The sequence below is a fragment of the Frondihabitans sp. OV104 genome (genome assembly GCF_057787745.1).
This window is the reverse complement of sequence record NZ_CM173541.1, coordinates 1,764,771-1,783,611: the sequence shown is the minus strand read 5'-3', so window position 1 is coordinate 1,783,611 and position 18,841 is coordinate 1,764,771. Positions and strand designations below refer to the sequence as shown.

The 18,841-nt window shown below is 71.2% G+C and carries 19 protein-coding genes; 8 read left to right on the top strand and 11 right to left on the bottom strand.

Annotated features, from left to right (window positions below):
- The first annotated feature begins 158 nt into the window (after nucleotides 1-158).
- The 3 genes from AC3CBB_RS08425 to AC3CBB_RS08415 all read left to right on the top strand — a co-directional run bounded on the left by AC3CBB_RS08425 (nucleotide 159) and on the right by AC3CBB_RS08415 (nucleotide 3,973).
- Nucleotides 159-2,201, top strand: a complete 2,043-nt coding sequence (locus AC3CBB_RS08425; protein WP_488626671.1) for an MDR family MFS transporter — start codon at nucleotides 159-161, stop codon at nucleotides 2,199-2,201.
- A gap of 11 nt (nucleotides 2,202-2,212) precedes the next feature.
- Nucleotides 2,213-2,848: a TetR/AcrR family transcriptional regulator gene (locus tag AC3CBB_RS08420; RefSeq protein WP_488626670.1), complete on the top strand. Its 636-nt coding sequence runs from the start codon at nucleotides 2,213-2,215 to the stop codon at nucleotides 2,846-2,848.
- Between the two features lie 168 nt (nucleotides 2,849-3,016).
- Entirely contained in the window at nucleotides 3,017-3,973 is a 957-nt protein-coding gene (locus AC3CBB_RS08415) for an NAD-dependent epimerase/dehydratase family protein (RefSeq protein ID WP_488626669.1), read from the top strand.
- Here the strand turns inward: AC3CBB_RS08415 and AC3CBB_RS08410 are convergent.
- Nucleotides 3,970-4,776, bottom strand: a complete 807-nt coding sequence (locus AC3CBB_RS08410; protein WP_488626668.1) for a tryptophan-rich sensory protein — start codon at nucleotides 4,774-4,776, stop codon at nucleotides 3,970-3,972. The two genes, AC3CBB_RS08415 and AC3CBB_RS08410, sit on opposite strands and share 4 nt — an antisense overlap.
- Before the next feature lie 103 nt (nucleotides 4,777-4,879).
- Here AC3CBB_RS08410 and AC3CBB_RS08405 point away from each other — a divergent pair, with 103 nt between their 5' ends.
- The 3 genes from AC3CBB_RS08405 to AC3CBB_RS08395 are packed head-to-tail and all read left to right on the top strand — an operon-like array spanning nucleotide 4,880 to nucleotide 7,780.
- The gene (locus tag AC3CBB_RS08405) at nucleotides 4,880-5,881 is read left to right on the top strand and encodes an SDR family oxidoreductase (RefSeq protein WP_123505110.1); all 1,002 of its coding nucleotides are present in this window, start codon (nucleotides 4,880-4,882) and stop codon (nucleotides 5,879-5,881) included.
- Nucleotides 5,878-7,329: a phytoene desaturase family protein gene (locus AC3CBB_RS08400; protein ID WP_488626667.1), complete on the top strand. Its 1,452-nt coding sequence runs from the start codon at nucleotides 5,878-5,880 to the stop codon at nucleotides 7,327-7,329. The genes AC3CBB_RS08405 and AC3CBB_RS08400 overlap by 4 nt, the downstream gene beginning before the upstream one ends.
- Nucleotides 7,330-7,339: 10 nt before the next feature.
- Nucleotides 7,340-7,780: an SRPBCC family protein gene (locus AC3CBB_RS08395; RefSeq protein WP_488626666.1), complete on the top strand. Its 441-nt coding sequence runs from the start codon at nucleotides 7,340-7,342 to the stop codon at nucleotides 7,778-7,780.
- Here AC3CBB_RS08395 and AC3CBB_RS08390 read toward each other — a convergent pair.
- Nucleotides 7,777-8,010 carry a hypothetical protein gene (locus tag AC3CBB_RS08390; protein ID WP_233579825.1) on the bottom strand — a complete coding sequence of 78 codons (234 nt, stop codon included), beginning with the start codon at nucleotides 8,008-8,010 and terminating at the stop codon, nucleotides 7,777-7,779. The genes AC3CBB_RS08395 and AC3CBB_RS08390 overlap by 4 nt on opposite strands.
- A 31-nt stretch (nucleotides 8,011-8,041) precedes the next feature.
- Between AC3CBB_RS08390 and AC3CBB_RS08385 the strand changes: the two genes are divergently transcribed.
- On the top strand, nucleotides 8,042-8,494 hold the full coding sequence (locus AC3CBB_RS08385) for a MarR family winged helix-turn-helix transcriptional regulator (RefSeq protein ID WP_123505107.1): 453 nt from the start codon (nucleotides 8,042-8,044) through the stop codon (nucleotides 8,492-8,494).
- Nucleotides 8,495-8,501: 7 nt separating this feature from the next.
- On the opposite strand, the gene AC3CBB_RS08380 is transcribed toward AC3CBB_RS08385, so the two are convergent.
- Nucleotides 8,502-8,993: a hypothetical protein gene (locus AC3CBB_RS08380; protein ID WP_488626665.1), complete on the bottom strand. Its 492-nt coding sequence runs from the start codon at nucleotides 8,991-8,993 to the stop codon at nucleotides 8,502-8,504.
- Between the two features lie 61 nt (nucleotides 8,994-9,054).
- Nucleotides 9,055-9,456 carry a DUF7882 family protein gene (locus AC3CBB_RS08375; protein WP_488626664.1) on the bottom strand — a complete coding sequence of 134 codons (402 nt, stop codon included), beginning with the start codon at nucleotides 9,454-9,456 and terminating at the stop codon, nucleotides 9,055-9,057.
- A gap of 274 nt (nucleotides 9,457-9,730) precedes the next feature.
- Here AC3CBB_RS08375 and AC3CBB_RS08370 point away from each other — a divergent pair, with 274 nt between their 5' ends.
- Nucleotides 9,731-11,095 (top strand): amidohydrolase family protein, encoded by a 1,365-nt coding sequence (locus AC3CBB_RS08370; RefSeq protein WP_488626663.1) that lies wholly within the window; start codon nucleotides 9,731-9,733, stop codon nucleotides 11,093-11,095.
- A 20-nt stretch (nucleotides 11,096-11,115) separates the two neighbouring features.
- On the opposite strand, the gene add is transcribed toward AC3CBB_RS08370, so the two are convergent.
- The 7 genes from add to AC3CBB_RS08335 form a co-directional block, all read right to left on the bottom strand.
- Nucleotides 11,116-12,135, bottom strand: coding sequence for an adenosine deaminase (add, locus tag AC3CBB_RS08365; protein WP_488626662.1), 1,020 nt, complete (start codon nucleotides 12,133-12,135; stop codon nucleotides 11,116-11,118).
- Between the two features lie 9 nt (nucleotides 12,136-12,144).
- Complete coding sequence (locus AC3CBB_RS08360) at nucleotides 12,145-13,008, bottom strand: alpha/beta fold hydrolase (RefSeq protein ID WP_488626661.1); 864 nt, start codon at nucleotides 13,006-13,008, stop codon at nucleotides 12,145-12,147.
- Entirely contained in the window at nucleotides 12,915-13,904 is a 990-nt protein-coding gene (locus tag AC3CBB_RS08355; protein WP_488626660.1) for an ABC transporter substrate-binding protein, read from the bottom strand. The genes AC3CBB_RS08360 and AC3CBB_RS08355 overlap by 94 nt, the downstream gene beginning before the upstream one ends.
- A gap of 28 nt (nucleotides 13,905-13,932) precedes the next feature.
- Nucleotides 13,933-14,727 (bottom strand): ABC transporter ATP-binding protein, encoded by a 795-nt coding sequence (locus AC3CBB_RS08350; protein WP_123505101.1) that lies wholly within the window; start codon nucleotides 14,725-14,727, stop codon nucleotides 13,933-13,935.
- Nucleotides 14,724-15,827 (bottom strand): FecCD family ABC transporter permease, encoded by a 1,104-nt coding sequence (locus AC3CBB_RS08345; protein WP_488626659.1) that lies wholly within the window; start codon nucleotides 15,825-15,827, stop codon nucleotides 14,724-14,726. Before AC3CBB_RS08345 ends, AC3CBB_RS08350 begins: the two co-directional genes overlap by 4 nt.
- A complete protein-coding gene (locus tag AC3CBB_RS08340; RefSeq protein ID WP_488626658.1) occupies nucleotides 15,824-16,888 on the bottom strand; it encodes a FecCD family ABC transporter permease in 1,065 nt (354 codons plus the stop codon). The genes AC3CBB_RS08345 and AC3CBB_RS08340 overlap by 4 nt, the downstream gene beginning before the upstream one ends.
- A gap of 139 nt (nucleotides 16,889-17,027) precedes the next feature.
- Nucleotides 17,028-18,830, bottom strand: a complete 1,803-nt coding sequence (locus tag AC3CBB_RS08335; protein WP_488626657.1) for a hypothetical protein — start codon at nucleotides 18,828-18,830, stop codon at nucleotides 17,028-17,030.
- Nucleotides 18,831-18,841: the final 11 nt, after the last annotated feature.

The window sequence follows — 18,841 nt, the reverse complement described above, 5'->3', positions numbered from 1 at the left end:
TCGAGCGTACGCGCCGCACATCCGACCGGGCATTTGCGTTGACGGCACTTATGCATGGTGTGTAATCTTGCAACCCTGCAAAACGTCGCCCGCCTCCCGTGCGCGCACTCACCGCAGCGACTTCCGACACCGCACCCCAGCACGCCCCGAAGGACCCCATGTCGACAGCTACCGCACCGCGCCCGGTGCAGACCACGGACGGCTCCAGCCGCCCGATCATGTCTCACCGCCAGATCCTCCTGGTCATCTACGGCCTCATGGCCGGGATGTTCCTCTCCGCTCTCGACCAGACCGTCGTCGGAACAGCGATCCGCACCATCGGCGACGACCTCCACGGTCTCAACCAGCAGGCCTGGGTCACCACGGCCTACCTGATCGTCTCGACGATCTCGACGCCGATCTACGGCAAGCTGTCGGACATCTTCGGCCGACGCCCGCTCTACATCTTCGGCATCTGCATGTTCATCCTCGGCTCGCTGCTGTCGTCGTTCTCGACGACGATGCTGATGCTCGCCGGGTTCCGCGCTGTCCAGGGCATCGGCGCCGGCGCGCTGATGTCGCTGCCGCTGGCCATCATGGGCGACATCCTCGCGCCGCGCGAGCGCGCCAAGTACCAGGGCTACTTCCTCGCCGTCTTCGGCATCTCGTCCGTCATCGGGCCGTTGATCGGCGGCCTGTTCTCGGGCGCAAACGAGATCCTCTTCATCTCCGGCTGGCGCTGGGTGTTCCTCATCAACGTGCCGATCGGAATCGCCGCGCTCCTCATGGTGATCGCCTTCCTGCACCTCCCGAAGGTCGGCGAGAAGCGCAGCCCGCGCATCGACTGGCTCGGCGCCACGTCGGTGATCCTCACCCTCGCTCCGCTCCTCCTCGTCGCCGAGCAGGGCCGCACCTGGGGCTGGGGCTCCGGCCAGGCGATCGCCTGCTACGTGATCGGCCTCGTAGGCCTGGTCGCCTTCCTCGTCATCGAGACGAAGATGAAAGACGACGCGATCATCCCGCTCAAGCTCTTCCGGTCGAGCACCTTCTCGATGGCCACGCTGCTCGGCTTCCTGGTCGGCTTCGCCATGTTCGGCGCGATGCTGACTATTCCCCTCTACCTCCAGATCGTCACCGGCCTCACGCCCACCGAGTCGGGCTTCGCTACCCTGCCGATGATCGGCGGCCTCATGATCGCCTCGATCGTCTCGGGCCAAATCGTCTCGCGTACCGGCCGCTACCGGATCTTCCCGATCATCGGCACCGCGTTCACCGCCATCGGCTTCGCCGTCCTGACCTTCATGACGATCGATCGACCGCTCTGGTTCCTCATGATCGGCATGTTCTTCATCGGACTCGGTCTCGGCCAGCTGATGCAGACGATCACCCTCGCCTCGCAGAACTCCGTCGCCCCACGCGACATGGGCGTGGCGACCTCGTCGGCCACGTTCTTCCGCCAGATCGGCGGCACGCTGGGCACTGCCGTGCTGCTCTCGGTGCTGTTCTCGCTCCTGCCGACCAACATCGTCCACGCGACCGCCGACAGAGACAACCTCACCGCCGCCCTCGACGCCGCCACGAACCCGACGGTCGCGACCGCGAGCGAGAACGCCGGCGTCATGAAGCAGATCTGGACCCCGATCGTCACTCCGATCCAGAAGCAGATCCAGGCGGGCCTCGACAAGGGCACCGCCGCCGCGAAGCAGGCCGCCGACGACGCCGTCACCCAGCAGGTGACCGCCGCCGTCGAGAAGCAGGTGGCCGCAGGAACGGTCCCCGCCGCCGCCCAGCAGACCGTGATCGACCAGCAGGTCGCCGCCGCGACCCCCGCCGCGGAGGCCGCCGCCCTGAAGGCCGCTGCGACGAAGGCCGACGCCACCGTGCAGAACGGCGCCCTGACGGTCGACTGGTCGAACGCCTCGCAGCGCGAGCACTACGTGGACCAGGTCGTCCCGGCGCTCGTCACGCAGCTCGGCGAGGGCACGTCGTCGAACAGCTCCTCGGCAAGCGAGACCAGCGACACGTCGTACCTCAACGGCGCCGACAAGCGCCTCACCCGCCCGTTCATGACCGGCTTCAACGCCTCGGCCGTGAGTATCTACTGGGTCGGGCTCGGCGTCGTGCTCCTCGCGTTCGTCCTCTCGCTGTTCTTCCGCGTCCCGCCGCTGCGCCAGCACTCGGCGCTGCAGGAGCAGTCGAACTCCGCCGCCGCGGCCGCCTGATCGACCGCATCGTGACGACCAGCACGGCGCCCGCCCCCGAGTGGCTCGCCTCGTCCGACCCGGACGAGGCCGCCTCCCTCCGGGCGCGCAAGAAGCAGCGCACCTGGCAGGCCCTCCACGAGGCCGCGACGACGCTCGTGCTCGAGCGCGGCCTCGCCGGAGTGACAGTCGAGGAGATCTGCGCCGAGGTCGACGTGTCGACCCGCACGTTCTTCAACTACTTTCCGTCGAAGGCCGCCGCCGCTGTCGGGCTCACCCCTCCGGTGGTGCGCGACGACGTGCTGGAGCGGTTCCGGCAGGGGAGGGGCCAGGCCGACCTCATCGGCGACCTGTGCGAGCTCGTCGCCCACACCATCGACCTCCCGGCCGACCGGGTCCGCATGAAGCGGCTCATCGACCAGCACCCCGAGCTCGTGCCGACCGTGCACGCGTGGATGGAGGAGCTTCGCGGGGCGATCGTGTCGGCCGTCGCCGAGCGCACCGGAACGGCCGAGCCCGCCGGAGACCACGTGGCGTACGTCGCCGTGGCGTTCGTCATGAGCGCGTTCATGGTGGCCGTGCACGGCGAACCGGTCGTGTCGCGGACGGCGCTGGCCGCCGCGCTGCGCGGGACCGTCGCCGAGATGGTGGCGCTGGCGGGCGGCTGAGTTCCTGCGCTCCTGCGCTCCCAGAAATGCAAGGAGATTCTCACCCTGGGGGCCGCGGCACGGCGATCGACCCGGGGCCGACGTCACAATCTCCTTGCATTTCTCCGCGGCGTCTGCCGGGAGCGGACGGGCCAGCCGCGCCCGAGGCCGGCGTGGTTGCGTGGGGGCATGAGACGCGTGCTGATCCTCGGCGGCACGGCCTGGCTGGGGCGCGAGATCGCCCGCCGGGCCGTCGACAGCGGCGCGGAGGTGGTGTGCCTCGCGCGCGGCGACTCCGGCGACGTGCCCGTCGGGGCCCGCCTGGTGCGCGCCGACCGCCGGCAGCCGGGCGCCTACGACGCGCTGACCGGCGACTGGGACGCCGTCGTCGAGATCTCGTACGACGCCGAGCTCGTGCGCTCCGCCCTCGAAGCGCTCGCCGCTCGGGCCGCGCACTGGACGCTCGTGTCGACGATCTCGGTCTACGCCCGCGACGACGAGCCCGGCGCCGACGAGTCGGCCCGGCTTCTCGAGCCCGGGCCCGACGGGTACGGCGAGCAGAAGGTCGCCGCAGAACGCGACACGGCGGCCGCGGTGGGAGACCGCCTGCTGATCGCCCGGGCCGGCCTCATCGTCGGCCCCGGCGACCCGACCGACCGCTTCGGCTACTGGCCGGCTCGCCTCAGCCGAGGCGGCGCGGTCGTCGTGCCCGAGACGGACGACCGGTTCGTCCAGGCGATCGACGTCGGCGACCTCGCCTCCTGGATCACAAGCGCAGGAACGCGCCGCCGCACCGGCATCGTCAACGCCGTCGGCGAGCCCGTGCCGTTCGGCACGTACCTCGCCGAGGTCGCCGACGTCGTGGGCTTCGACGGCGCACTCCGCCCCCTCGACGACGCCGCGCTGATCGCCGCCGGAGTCGACTACTGGGCGGGCCCCCGCTCGCTGCCGCTGTGGCTTCCCGCTGACGCGACGGGTTTCGCCCGGCGCTGCAACAGGGAGTTCGTGGCGTCGCGCGGCGTGCTCCGGCCGTTGCGCGAGACGATCGCTCGGACTCTCGTCGACGAGGTCGAGCGCGGTGTCGGCCGGGTGCGGCGGGCGGGGCTGAGCGTCGCTGCGGAGGCCGAGCTGCTGGCGGGCGGCTAGCGGGGCGACGGCACGCGCGCGGGGTGGCGCGATGGGCGCCGGCCCCGGAACACTGCGGTGACGACGAGCACGCCAGCCACGACGACCAGGGCGGCGACCGCCGTCGGCGTCGACTGCGGCGCACCCGAGAGTCGGGCGATGGCGATCCAGACCAGCCCCCACGAGAGCGAGATCGCGGGCGTGAGGCGCCCGTTCCCGACGACCGCCAGCAGGACGCCGACCAGCCCCGCGACGATGACGACGGCGGCCGACCAGGCCTCGGGGGCGATGCCGAGGCCGTCGAAGCCGAGGTCGACGAGCCACGCCGTGACGTTGGCGACCGTCGCGACGCAGACCCAGCCGAGGTAGAGGCCGATCGTGCCGTCGGTGAACACCGCGTCGAGGGGGTTCGTCGAGACGGTCGAGTACGCGATGCGGAACGTGATGCCGAGCACGACGAGAAGCACGACGATGACCGGCACGCTCAGCCACAGCTGGTCGAACTGGATGCTGAGGATCCACGCCGCGTTCAGCAGCAGCGATGCGGCGACCCACCAGCCCAGCCGGCGGTGGCGCTCGGCCGTCGCCTGCGCGGGCACGAACTGCCACACGGCGTAGGCGAGGAGGCCGACGTAGATGATGCCCCAGATCTGGAACGCGCCGGTGCCGGGTGCGACGAGAGTGGCGTCGGCGGCGAGCGCCCCGCCGGCGGCCTCGGCGATCGGCGTGCCGCCGGCCGCGCCGGAGCCGATGAACGACCCGACGATGGCGAGAACGGCGCACACGGCGACGGTGATCTGGCGGATGCGGTCGAGCGTCGTCATGGGGCCATCTTGCCCGGCTCCGCGGCGTTCGGTGCGCGCACTCCTCCCTGTACCCCTCCACAGCGGCGAGTGAGCAGACTGGAGAGCCGACCCAAGGAGTTCCATGCCCGCCAAGATCGCAGTAGTCACCGGAGGAACCGCAGGCCTCGGCCGCGCCATCGTGCGAGAGCTCGCCGAGCGGGGCTGGGACGTCGCGATCCTGGCCCGGGGCGAGGACGGCCTGCAGGGCGCCGCGGCCGACGTGATGCGCGCTGGCCGGCGGGCACTGCCCCTCTCGGTCGATGTGGCCGACAACGACGCCGTCGAGGCCGCGGCCGAGCAGATCGAACGCGATCTGGGCGAGATCGACCTCTGGGTCAACGACGCGATGGCCGGCGTGTTCGGCGAGTTCGTCACCACCGAGCCGCGCGACTTCGAGCGCGCTGTTCAGGTCAACTTCTTCGGCTTCGTCAACGGCACCCGCGCAGCCCTGACGCGCATGAAACCGCGCAACCGCGGCCACATCATCCAGATCGGCTCGGCGCTGGCGCACCGCGGCATCCCGCTCCAGGCGGCCTACTGCGCGTCGAAGCACGCGATCACCGGCTTCACCGAGTCGGTTCTGACCGAGCTGATCCACGACAAGAGCGCCGTGCGCATCTCGCAGGTCGACATGCCGGCGATGAACACCGTCCAGTTCAACTGGGTGAAGTCGCAGCTGCCGCATCACCCGCAGCCGGTGCCCACGATCTTCGAGCCCGAGACGTGCGCCCGCGCCGTCGCCGACGTCGCCGACAGCCCGCGCCGCCGCAGCTGGATCGGCGAGCCGACCGTCATGACCGTGCTGGGCAACCGCTTCGTCGCTCCGTTCCTCGACGTGTACCTGGCGAAGACGGGCTACTCCGGCCAGCAGGCTCCTGATAAGAAGGACCCCATGCTGCCGTCCAACCTCTACGAGCCTGTCGCCGGCGACCACGGGTCGCGCGGCATCTTCAGCGACAAGGCGAAATCGACCAGCCCGCAGATCTGGTACACCCAGCACCGCACCGTGTCGTACGTCGCCGCCATCGGCGCTGCGGCGGCCGGCGTCGGCGCCCTCGTGGCCGGTCTCAAGAAGCGCGCGTGACCGACGACGCGATCGTGGTCGGCGCCGGGCCCAACGGCCTGGCGGCTGCGGTCGTGCTCGCGCGCGCCGGCGTGAAGGTCACCGTCCTCGAGCGGAACGACACGATCGGCGGGGGAGCGCGCACAGCCGAGCTGACCCTGCCCGGGTTCCGGCACGACGTCTGCTCGGCGGTGCACCCGATGGGCGCCGTGTCGGGGTTCTTCCGCCGGTTCGAGCTCGACAAGCGCATCCGGATGATCACGCCGGACGTCAGCTATGCGCACCCCCTCGACGGCGGCCGAGCCGGCATCGCCTATCGCGACCTCGAGCAGACGGTGGCCGGCCTCGGCGTCGACGGCCCCTCGTACCGCCGTCTGCTCGCCGACCTCGTCGACAGGGACGATGCTCTGGCCGAGTTCTCCCTGTCCGCCCTGCTCCAGGTTCCCCGACACCCGGTAACCATCGCCCTGTTCGGACTGTCGATGCTCGATCAAGGCATGCCGTGGTGGAACGAGCGCTGGCGCAGCGACCTGGCACCGTCCATGCTCGCGGGCGTCATGGCGCACGCGATCCGGCCCATGCCCAGCCTCTCGGCGTCGGCGGCAGGCCTCGCGCTGGCTGTGCACGCTCACGCTCGCGGCTGGCCTCTCCCCGAAGGCGGCAGCCAGAGCATCGTCGACGCGATGGCCGCCGACGTCGTCGCCCACGGCGGCACGATCGAGACCGGCGTCGAGGTCGCCTCGCTCGACGAGGTCGGCCACGCCCAGGCGGTCGTGCTCGACGTCAGCGCCCGCTCGCTCGCCGACATCGGCGGCGAACGCCTCCCGGGCTGGTACTCCCGTGCGCTCCGCCGCTTCCGCTACGGCAACGCCGCCTCCAAGGTCGACTTCGCGCTGTCGGAGCCCGTCCCGTGGCTGAACGAGACCGTCCGCCGCTCGCCCACCGTCCACCTCGGCGGAGACCGGGCCGGCGTCGCGCTCTCGGAGCGCCAGGTGGCGCAGGGCCGCCACGCCGACGTGCCGTTCGTCCTGGCCGTCCAACCCGGCACCGTCGACCCGACGCGCGCGCCCGAGGGCAAGGCCGTGCTCTGGACCTACAGCCACGTGCCCCGCGACTCCGACGTCGACCAGACCGAGACGATCACCCGGCAGATCGAGAAGTACGCCCCGGGCTTCCGCGACACGATCCTCGCGTCGGCATCGAAGACGGCGCAGGAACTCGGCAACTACAACCCCAACTACGTCGGCGGCGACATCGCCACCGGCGCACCCAGCGTCCGGCAGCTCATCGCCCGACCGGTCGTCGACGTCGATCCGTGGCGCACGCCCGTCCCCGGCGTCTACCTCGGCTCGTCGTCCGCGCCGCCCGGGCCGAGCGTCCATGGCCTCGGCGGAGCCTACGCGGCGCGGAGCGCTCTCCGCCACGAGTTCGGCATCCACACCCTTCCCGATCTGTCCGTCGGGGCCTGAGAGGAGCACCGTGTCCGTCCGCCACCGCTTCATCGCCGCACCGCCCGAGGCCGTCTTCGAAGTGCTGGCCGACGGCTGGCTCTTCCCGAGCTGGGTCGTCGGGGCCTCGCGGATCCGCGGGGTCGACGACGCCTGGCCCGCCGTGGGCGCCGAGATCCACCACTCCTTCGGCGTGTGGCCGGCCGTCATCGACGACACGACGCACGTGGTCGCGTGGGACGCCCCGCGTCACGCGCACTTCGTCGCTCAGGGCTGGCCGATCGGCGAGGCGACGGTCATCATCGACGCGAAGTCGCGGCCCGGCGGGTGCGTCGTGCGCATGGAGGAGTACGCCTCGAAGGGCCCGGGCCGGCTCGTGCCGGCGCCGCTGATGGCGGCCGCCCTGAACGTCCGGAACGTCGAGGCCCTCCGGCGCCTCGCCTGGCTCGCCGAGGGCCGCGCGGGCGTCTAGACGGGGCAGTTCAGCTGCGACGGACGCGACGCGGTGCCGCGCTGGATGTCGTGCAGGCGAAGCGGAGTGCCGCAGACCGGGCACGACGGATCCGCAGGCGCCCGGTACGGCTCCTCCGGGTGCCCGGCGCCGAGCGAGGCCGGGCCGGCGATCGGGTACAGGAAGCGGTTGAGCCGCCCGATGAGGCCGCGGGAGTGCTCGTACGGGTTCGGTGCCTTCTGCTTGTCCACGAATAGTTAGTGTACGCGCTAATCTAGGTGCATGTCGAAGACCGATCTCGCCGACCCGCTAGCCGACCCGCTCGCCCTCGATCGCCAGGTGTGCTTCGCCCTCGCCGCCACCAGCCGCAGCGTGATCGCGCTCTACCGGCCTGTGCTCGAGCCGCTCGGGCTGACGCACCCGCAGTACCTCGTCATGCTCGCCCTGTGGGAGCGCAGCCCGCTCCGCGTCCGCGACCTGGGCGACGAGCTGTTCCTCGAGCCGGCCACGCTGAGCCCCCTGCTCAAGCGGCTCGAGTCGGCCGGGCTGCTCACGCGCGAGCGCAACCCCGGCGACGAGCGGTCGCTCGATGTCGCACTGACACCCGCCGGGCACGCGCTCCGCGAGAAGGCGCTGGCCGTGCCCGGCCAGATCGTCGAGCGGCTCGGCGTGCCGCTGGCGCAGCTCGAGCGGGTGCGAGACGAGCTGACGGCGCTGCTCGCCGCCACCCGTTGACCGCCGCCTAGGGCGTCGCCTCGTGGTGCGGCGCCCCGTGGGTGCGCCGGTTCTCTTTCATCTCGGCCTCGAAGAGGTGCCGCCTGCCGTCGGCGAGCTCGTCGCGCGCTCGTGCTTCGAACGCCTTGGCGGTGGCGTAGTAGCCGTCGTCGTAGTCCTCGACGATCTGGAAGGTCCAGCGGCCGCGGATGGCGTTGCGGCCGATGACGTCGTGCTCGAGGGCGTCGGCGAGTTCCTGCGCCCCGGCTTCTCTCAGCAGCTCGGCGGCCTCGCCCAGCGCCAGGTCGCCCATGCCGGTCAGGCGGTGGAAGCCGTAGAGGAGGCCGCGGGCGTGCTCGATCACCTCGAGGCCCTCCGAGAGCTTGCCCAGGGCGGTGACCACTTCGTCGCTGACTCCGTCGGGGCGGGTGTGCTGGGGGTCGGGGCCGTCGTGGGAGGGCGCAGGGCCGTCGGAGGAGGGCGCGGGGCCGTCGTGGGTAGTCGCAGTGTCGTCGCTCATGAGTGCAGTGTGCCCGCGGCCCGGGGTGACCGACCGCTCCCTGCGGAAAGCACGGTGCGGATCAGGATCCCGCCGGACGTGCAGCCCGGGTCGCCGTGCCCAGGGGGCGCTCGGGGAGCCCCACCGGCGTCGTGGCGTCGGCGTCGATCGTGACGTCCACGGAGTCGGTCGGCTCGTCGACGACGTACAGGCCGCGTCCCGAGCCGGCGGCTTCGTAGAGCACCTGCAGCCAGGCTGCACTGATCTCGGGCATGCGGCTGCCGGCGAACTTGAAGTGGAGGCCGCTCGCGGGCGTCACCCAGATGGTCGACCGCCCGTCGCCCGACTCGCGGGAGTCCATCCACGAGAACGCGAAGCTCTCGTTCTTGCGGAGCTTGTTGATGATGACTATCTGGAGGTGGGCCAGGGTGCGGTCCTCGATCTGGAGGTCGAGGCGCTCGCTGTTGTAGACCAGGTAGCCCATGGGTGTCTCCTTCGGAGTGTGCGCCCGACCGGACACTCCGAAGGAGCTGTCGAGCGAAGCCCGTGAGACCCCGCTCGTCTCGCACGCCTGATCCATCTAATCGCGCGAGTGAGAATAATCCTCACTCATCGAGATAAACCGGCATAGGGATGGACATAATCGAGCCTGTCTGTTATGCACCTGTCGAACAGTCGCAGGCGCTCACGCGAGTCGAGTCGCACCCGTTCTCCTCCGTCGATCACGTTGGGGGAGTCGGGCAACTAGTGTCGTCTGCATGCGCATCCTGACCGCCGACCACCTCGTCACCATGAACGCCGCCCTCGACGTGATCGTCGGGGGAGCGGTCGCGATCGACGGCGACGCCATCTCCGCGGTCGGCACGATCGACGACGTCGTGGCGGCGCATCCCGGCGCTGCGCGCGACGACCTGGGCGCCGTCGTGCTGATGCCCGGCCTGGTCAACGCGCACCATCACTCGGGCATGCTGCGCGGCACGGCCGAGCACCTGCCGGTGTGGGAGTGGCTGCGGCTGCACATCGACCCGATGCACCGAGTGCTCCGGCCGGAGGAGGCCGAGGCCGCCGCGTGGCTCTGCTACGCCGAGGGCATCCTGTCGGGCACGACGACGGTCGTCGACATGTGGCGCTACCTCGACGGCGCGGCGCGGGCTGCCGAGACGCTCGGCAACCGGCTGGTGACTGTCAACTACACCGGCGCGCACCCCGACTACGACTACTTCGACACGCTCGACGACAACGAGCGCATGCTCCGCGACTGGAGCGGGGCGGCGAACGGCCGCATCGTGCCGTGGGTCGGCCTCGAGCACCCGTTCTACGCCGACGACGCCGGCCGCGAGCGGGTGATCGCGATGGCCCGCCACTACGACACCGGCCTCTACACGCACCTCAGCGAGTCCGAGATCGAGCTGGCCGAGTTCGACGAGCGGTACGGCGCGCGCCCGATCCAGGCTCTCGAGAAGCTCGGCTGGTTCGATGCGCCGCGGGCGTTCTTCGCCCACGCCGTGTGGCTCGACCAGTCCGAGATCGAGGTGCTCGCAGGCCGGGCCGTCGGCATCTCGCACAACCCCGTCAGCAACATGAAGCTCGCGAGCGGCATGGCGCCCGTCGCCGAGTTCCTGGCTGCCGGGATTCCCGTGGGCCTCGGCACCGACGGCGAGAAGGAGAACAACAACCTCGACATGTTCGAGGAGCTCAAGACGGCGTCCCTCCTCGGCAAGCTCCGCACGATGGACGCTGCCGCCATGGACTCGTGGGAGGTCCTCACCATGGCGACGGTCGGCGGTGCGAAGGCACTGGGGCAGGAACTGCGGCTCGGCTCTCTGGAGGTCGGCAAGCAGGCCGACCTCATCGCCGTGCGCTCGGACACGCCCCGCATGACACCGCTGATCGGCGAGGGCCCGTACGCGAACGTGCACCACAACCTCGTGCACGCCGTCCAGGGCTCCGACGTGTCGCTGACCATGGTCGCGGGCGCGGTCGTCGCTCGCGACGGCGTCCTCGTGAACGCCGACCTCGCCGAGCTGATCGCCCGCGTGCGCTCGCTCGTGCCCGGACTCTTCGCCCGGCGCTCGGCGTACCTCGCGTCGGTGGGCGACCCCGACGGGCTCTTCCCCGCCTAGGCGCCCCGCCGTCGGCGGCCCTACTGCGCCGCCACGAACTCCCGCACCTCGGCGACGTAGGCCGCCACGCGCTCGGCGGGCAGCCAGCTCGCCTCGAACGAGTTGATCGCCAGCTGCGCGAGCGTGTCGCGGCCGAGCGCGTACTGCTCGGCGAGGCGCACGTAGTTGTCGGCGACGTAGCCGCCGAAGTACGCGGGGTCGTCGGAGTTCAGCGTCACCCTCGCGCCTCGCGCCAGCAGGTCGACCATCTCGGCTCCCTTCATCGAGGCGGTGACGAACGAGTTCGAGACGGGGCAGCAGGTCAGGCCGATGCCGGAGCCCACCAGGGCCTCGACGAGCGCCGGGTCCTCGACGATGTTGGTGCCGTGGTCGATTCGGTCGACGCGCAGCTCTTCCAGCACCCAGCGGATGCTGTCGATCGAGCCGACCTGGTCGATGTCGCAGTGCATCGTGAGCCGAAGCCCCTCGGCGCGCGCGCGGCTGAAGACGGCCTCGAACCTCGTCGGCGGGTTGTCGCGCTCGTCGGAGTCGAGACCGACGCCGACGATCCAGTCGCGGTAGGGGAGCGCCTCCTCGAGCGTGGCCATCGCGGAGTCGGCCGGCAGGTCACGGAGGAAGCACAGCACGAGCGCGGCGTCGATCCCGAGCTCCGCCTCGGCGCGGACGACGGCCCGCCGCAGGCCCTGGATCACGGTGTCGAAGGCCACGCCGCGGCTGGTGTGCGCCTGCGGATCGAAGAACATCTCGACGTGCCGCACCCCGTTGGCCCGGGCGCGCTCGAGGTAGGCCCAGGCGAGGTCGTCGAAGTCGTCGGCCGTCACCAGGACCGCCATCGCGGGGTAGTAGACGGCGAGGAACGACGTGAGGTCGTCGAACACGTACGTCGCCCGCATCTCGTCGACGGTCTTCTCGGCCAGCTCGATGCCGTTTCGCTCGGCCAGGGCGAACCGCAGCTCGGGCTCGAGAGTCCCTTCGAGGTGCACGTGGAGCTCGGCCTTGGGCAGGCCGTACGCGAAGGCGGCCAGGTCGTCGGAGGTCATGCGCTCAGGCTAGCGACTGCCCGCCACGAGCTCGGCCACCAGCGCCGCGCACGCCTCCGGCGCCTCCGCCACCTGCATGTGCCCAGTCCCGGCCACGACGGCGAGCCAGGCGCCGGCGATGGCGGCGTGGATGCTCAGCGTGTGGGCGCGCTCGATCGAGTCGCGCTCCCCGCAGGCCACGAGCACGGGGCAGGTGATGCGCGCCAGGTCGTCGGGGGTGAGGCTCGGCTCGGAGTACCAGAGGGCGACGGCCTTGTCGACGACCACGGCGAGGTGCCCGACGCCGTCGGGCGAGACGGCGGCGTAGTCGGGAGCGACGGCCTCGACGAGGGCCTCGGCGAGCTCCGCGCGGGAGAGGGTGCTCGGCGCCATGCCCGACGGGTCGAGGTTGCCCGAGAAGGCCGCGACCGACGACACGAGCTCGGGCCGCCGGGTGGCCAGCATCAGGCCGAGCGACGCGCCGTCGCTGTGCCCGACGACGTGCACGGGTCCGCCGATCGGCCCCTCGATCATGGCCACGGCCTCGGCGAGCATCTGCTCGAACCCCAGGGGGCCGTCGGTGTCGGGCGTCCGGCCGTGCGCGCGCCGATCGTAGGCCCAGAGGTCGTGGTCGACGGCCAGTCTGCGCGCCAGCGGTTTGAAGACCCGCGAGTCGGAGAGCCCGCCGTGCAGCAGCAGGACCTTCGGCGACCCGGCCGGGGCCTCCCTCAGCCGGCGGAACCAGACCGGGAGGCCGGCGACGTCGTGCGTGCTGCCGCGCAGGCTCAGCGGATCGGGGCTCAGCTCGTCACGACCTTCGACTCGGCGAGGTAGCCGGCGAGCTCGGTCATGTAGCCCGCCTGGCCGACGTAGTCGAGGCCGGCCGAGAGCCACGGGTAGACCTGGTCGGAGGTGATGGCCGCCGTCTTCGCCAGCGTCGGCTGCGCGGCGAGCTCCTTCTTCTGGTACCCCGACTGGTTGAGCAGGATCACGTCGCCGCCCGCCTTGCCCGCGTTCTCCCACGAGTAGATGCCCCAGTAGTAGCCCTTGGGCGTCGGCTTCACGAAGTCGACGCCGAGGTCGGCGTAGAGATCGAGTGCGGGGTCCTCCGCCGCCTTGACGACGTAGTAGCCGTCGGCGTCGGCGTAGACCGTCGCGACCTTTACCTTCGACTCCTCCGCCGCGGCCTGGAGCTTCGCGCTCGCCGTGTCGAACGCCTTCTTGGCGGTCGCGATCGTTCCGGACTCGGCGCCGAGCGCCGACGACAGCTTCACGATGCTCGAGATGACGTCGGCGCCGTCGCCGCCCATGACGATCGTCACGATGGGCGCGATCGCCTCGACCTGCTTCATCTGCGCGAGGTCAGAGAAGCCGAAGTCGGGCTGAGCCTTGTCGATCGTGCCCTTCGCATCGACCGGGTAGACGTCGGCGACGATGAGGTCGGGCTGGAGCGCCGCGAGCTTCTCGAGGTCGAACGAGCCGTACTCGGTGCCGACCTGCGTGATGCCCTTCGTGTCGAGCTTCTCGTAGCGGGCGTCCTTCGTGATGTCGAACGAGCCGAACGTGCCGACCGGCGTGATGCCGTAGTTCATCAGCGAGACCACCGTCTCGCCCTGGCCGACGATCTTCGTCGGCCGGTGGTCGAGCGTGACGGTCTTGCCGAGGTCGTCGGTGAACGACCACGTCGCGGTCGTGGCCGTGCCGGTGCTGTCTCCCGACGTGGCGGAGCAGCCCGACAGGGCGAGGGCGGCCGCGGCGACGACGGCCAGGGCGGTGGCGATTCTCTTCATTCAGGATTCCTTCGGTGGTGGCAGGGGGTCAGTCGTCTTCGGGGACGACCAGGGGCGTCCCGGTGACGGGGTCGGGGATGACGCGGGCGCGCAGGCCGAACGCGAGCTCGAGCGTGGCCGGCGTGATGACCTCGGCGGGCGGGCCGTCGGCCACGACGCCGCCTCCGTGCAGGACGACGAGGCGGTCGGAGTAGCGCGCCGCCAGCGACAGGTCGTGCAGCACCATGACCACAGTGGAGCCGCTCTCGCGGTTGATGCGGCGGACCAGGCGGAGCACGTCGAGCTGGTGGGTCAGGTCGAGGAAGGTCGTCGGCTCGTCGAGCAGGAGGGTCGCGGCCTCCTGGGCCACGACGAGGGCGATCCAGACGCGCTGGCGCTGTCCTCCCGACAAGGCCGCGACATCGCGGTCGGCGACGTCGGTCAGGCCGGTCGCCTCGAGTGCGCGGTCGACGACGGCCGCGTCGTCGGGCGACCAGGGGCGCGCCCAGGTCTGGTGCGGGTTGCGGCCGCGGAGCACGAGGTCGCGCACGCTCATGCCCGGGGGAGCGCTCGGGCTCTGCGGCAGGAGAGCCAGGCGGCGCGCGACCTCCTTGGTGGCGAGGCGCGCGATCGGCTCGCCCTCGAGCAGCACCTCGCCCGCGGAGGGCTTCAGGATGCGCCCGAGCGCCTTCAGCAGCGTCGACTTGCCGCTGCCGTTCGCGCCGACCAGGGTCGTGACCGAACCCGGCTCGATGCGGAGGTCGAGGCCGGCGAAGACGGTGCGCCCGTCGTAGGCCAGGCGGAGGCCGCGGGCCTCGAGGGCGGGAAGCGTGGTCGTCGTCACGACACGAGCTCCTTTCGGTGGCGGACCAGCAGCCAGATCAGGTACGGAGCACCGACGACCGTGGTGACGAGGCCGACGGGCACCTCGCCCGGGAAGACTGTCCGCCCCGCCAGGTCGGCGGCCAGGACGAGCGCGGTGCCTACCAGGCCGGAGAGGACGATCGGGGGGCGGGAGGTTCCTGCGACCCGGAGAGCGACCTGGGGCACGACGAACGCGACGAAGCCCACGGGGCCGGCAGCCGCCACGGCCGCGGCCGTCAGCACGACGGCGAGGGCGATCACCGTCAGGCGGTGGCGCTGGATCGACAGGCCGACGCCCACCGCCGTCTCGTCGCCGAGCTGCGACAGCCCCAGCGCCGTGCTCGTCGCGATCGACAGCGGCACGGCCACCGAGGCGACCGCCAGCAGGGGCCAGAGGCTCGGCCACGACGCGCCGCTCAGCGAGCCGACGAGCCACACCGTTGCCTGCTGGGCCTCTGAGATCTGGGCGCGGACGAGCAGGTAGCTGGTGATCGCGGTCAGGACGGAGCCGACGCCGATGCCGACCAGGATGAGGCGGTAGCTCTCGACGCCGCCGCGCCAGCCGAGTCCGTAGACCAGTGCCGCCGCGATGAGGGCGCCGAGGGTCGCTGCGACCGGGATGCCGCCGCCCAGCAGGAGGGTGCTCACCGAGTAGGTTCCGCCGCCCAGCACGATCGCCGCGACGGCGCCCGCCGAAGCGCCCGAGGTGACGCCGATCACGTCGGGCGTCGCCAGCGGGTTGCGCGTGAACGTCTGCGTGAGGGCTCCGGCGATCCCGAGCACGAGGCCGACCAGGGCGCCGGTGAGGGCGCGGGGCAGACGCAGCTGCAGCACGATCAGGCGCTGGAGGTCGGTGCCGCCGCCGGTGAGCGCGCGGACAACGTCGACCGGAGTCAGCGCGACGCTGCCGACGCCGATGCTGACGACGAGCAGCACCAGGGCCGCGGCGAGAGCCACGACCGTCACGGCGATCAGGCGAGGCCGCCAGGCGAGGCCGATCGGGCCGACGACGACGCCTGCTCGCGGGTTCCTGTCCGGCCCGCGCACAGCAACGGGCGACGTCGACACGCGCCCGCTCACAGCGCCACCAGCGACCGGCGCCGCGCCACCGCGACGAAGAACGGCCCGCCGAGCACCGCAAGCACGATGCCGACCTGCACCTCGCCCGAACCGCCGATCAGCCGCCCGACCACGTCGGCCCCGAGCACGAGCGCGATGCCGATGAGCATTGACGCGGGGATCAGGTACCGGTGGCTCCCGCCGACGATCGCCCGCGCGAGGTGCGGCACGACGAGTCCGACGAAGCCCACCGGCCCGGCGGCGGCGGTGGCCGCCGCCGTCAGGAGCGTGATCGACGCGAGGCCGGTGATCCGGGCGACGAGCACGTTCTGGCCGAGGCTGCGGGCCATGTCCGAGCCGAGCCCCAGGTTGTCGAGGGCGCGCGAGTTCAGGAACGCCAGCACCAGGCCGGCCAGCGCGAACGGCACAACCGACGAGATCACGCCGGCATCGCGCCCCGACAGCGATCCGACGACCCAGAGGCGGTACGCGTTCAGGGCGTCCTTGTCGGCGAGAACGATGAACGAGGTGAAGGCGTCGAGCAGCGCCGAGACCGCGGCTCCGGCCAGTGCCAGCGGGACGGGGCTGGCCGTGCCGCTGCCGGCGGCCGTGATCGAGAACACGGCGACGCTCGCGACGAGGGCTCCGGCCAGGGCGAACCAGACGTCGAGCCCGGTGTCGGCGACCCCGAACACGAAGACGCCGATGACGACCGCGAGACCTGCGCCGGCCGAGACGCCGAACAGCCCGGGGTCGGCGAGCGGGTTGCGCGTCTGCCCCTGCATGACCGCGCCGGCCACGCCGAGGCAGGCGCCCACGACGATGCCGAGAATCGTCCGGGGGATCCGCACGCCCTGGACGATCGTCGTCGCCTCGTCGTCGCCGGGGTGGAGAAGGGCCTCGAACACGCGCAGGAACTGCACGTGGTTGCTCCCGAACGCCACACTCGCCGCCGCCGTGACTGCGACGGCCACGACCAGGCCGAGCAGAATGCCCACGCGCCTGCCCCCGGGGCCGCGCCGCCGGTCCGCGACTGCGGCGCCGTGCGCGGGCGTGGGGGCAGGCGCGGCGGTCTGGGTCACGAGAGGTTAGCTTAGGCTATCCTCACCTACCGCGCGTCGACGTTGCTCGGCGTCGAGTGTCGCTCAACGAAGAGACTCCAGCACCTGTCGATCGCGGCTGCGCCGGACCACCAGGTGCTGGAGTCTCTAGTGATCGGTTCTACTTCGAGCGGACGCCGAACGGGTCGCTCAGGATCGAGGCGTCGTCGTAGCCCGTGTTCGAGGCGCGGACGCCGACGGTCAGGCGCTTGCCCACGTCGCCCGAGGTCGACTTGTACGTCTTCTTCGTGGCGCCGATGATCGGCGTGCCGTTGCGGTACCAGCGGTACGTCAGCTTCGCCGTCGACGGGGTGAGCGAGTACGCCTTGGCCGTGAGGGTCGAGCCGGCCTTCGACTTGCCCGAGATCTCCGGGTAGAAGTCGATGGTGCCGTTCAGCGGCTTGGCGGTCTCGGCGCTGGTCTGCGTCGCCGGGGTGAACCCGGGGCCGGAGCCCGTGACTCGCACGCTGATCGCGTGGCCGTAGTCGCCGACCGTCACGCGGTGGCGGGCCTTGGTAGCGCCCTTCACGGCCTTGCCGTCGCTCAGCCACTGGTACGAGAGCTTCGCGGTGGCAGTCCAGTCGCCGCCGAGGGCGGTGAGCACCTTGCCGACCGTCGGGGTGCCCGTGATCGTCGGCACGGAGGACTCGACGACGGTCGCGGGATCGCTCGTGGTCGCCTTCGGGTCGTAGATCCAGGTGTCCGTGCCGTCCCATCCGTCCGCGGCGTAGAAGAGCTTCGAGTCGAACTCCTGGAAGACGGCGGAGTCGTAGTCGGTGGTCCCGATCGGGCCGGCGCTCGCCGTGGTCGTCCCGTCGAAGGTGTAGAGCGTCGGCGTCTTGTCGCGCTTCTGGCCGGTGAAGGCCAGGTCGCCGTCGAACGTGCCGACATCGGGCAGGTTGTACGCGCCGGCGAACGAGACGCCGGTCTTCACGAGAGTCGGCGTGGCGGTGCCGTCGAAGCGGTAGATGCCCTCGACCCCCTTGGCCGAGACGCCGCCGTAGTAGAACGCGCCGTCCCACTCGACTCCGGAGTAGCCGAAGGGTGCGGTGCTGATGCGCGTGAGGCTGCTGCCGTCGAGGCGGTAGATGGCCGAGTTCACCGTCGATGAGGTGATCGAGATCGCCATGAAGTACTGCGTGTCGCCGATCGCGATGGGCGCATAGAGCACCTTCTTGCTCTCGAACGGCGTCGTGAAGGTAGTGCCGTCGTACTGGGAGACCGTGGCGGTCGGCAGGTTGAACTCGAAGAAGGAGTCTTCCTCGTCGTCGGCGTTGGTGTACTGGAGCAGCGTCAGCTTCGAGCCCGCGGCTGCGAGACCGACCTCTCCGTCGAACTTCTTCAGCGCGCTGAACGTCGTGCCGTCGTAGCTCCAGAGGGTGGCGCTCGCGTTGTAGTTCTTCGAGTAGGTCGTCACCGTGAAGTAGACGGCGTCGCCGACCTTGACGACCTGCGAGTCGATCTCGTGCGGCGAGCCCGCAACCGGCTTCCAGCCGACGTTCGTCCAGTGCTCGAGGTCGGAGGCGTCGGCGTTGTAGCCCTCGCCCGCTCCGTACAGCTCGTCTCCGAGAACGGCCTGGCCGACGACCGCGTCGCGGTTCGCGTTCGGGTCGACCTCGGCCGCGGGACGCACCCCGGCGGGAGCGGGTGTGACGGCCGACGGCGCGACGGTGCGCGACTGCGAAGCCGACGAGGTGATGCCGGAGTCGCTGAGGGCGCGCGCGACGGCTGAGCGGCTGCCCAGGGTTCCGAGGCCCTTCTCGTGCAGAGCCTCGACGATGCGGCTCGACACAGCGGAGCTCGTGGTGCTCGTGGACGGCGTGGCGGCGGTCGCCGGACCGACGCCGGCGAGCGCGAGCCCGACGGTGCCGGCGAGAGCGGCGGTGATCGTGAGCGCGCGACGGCGCAGACGTGGTGCTGACATGTGGTGTGTTC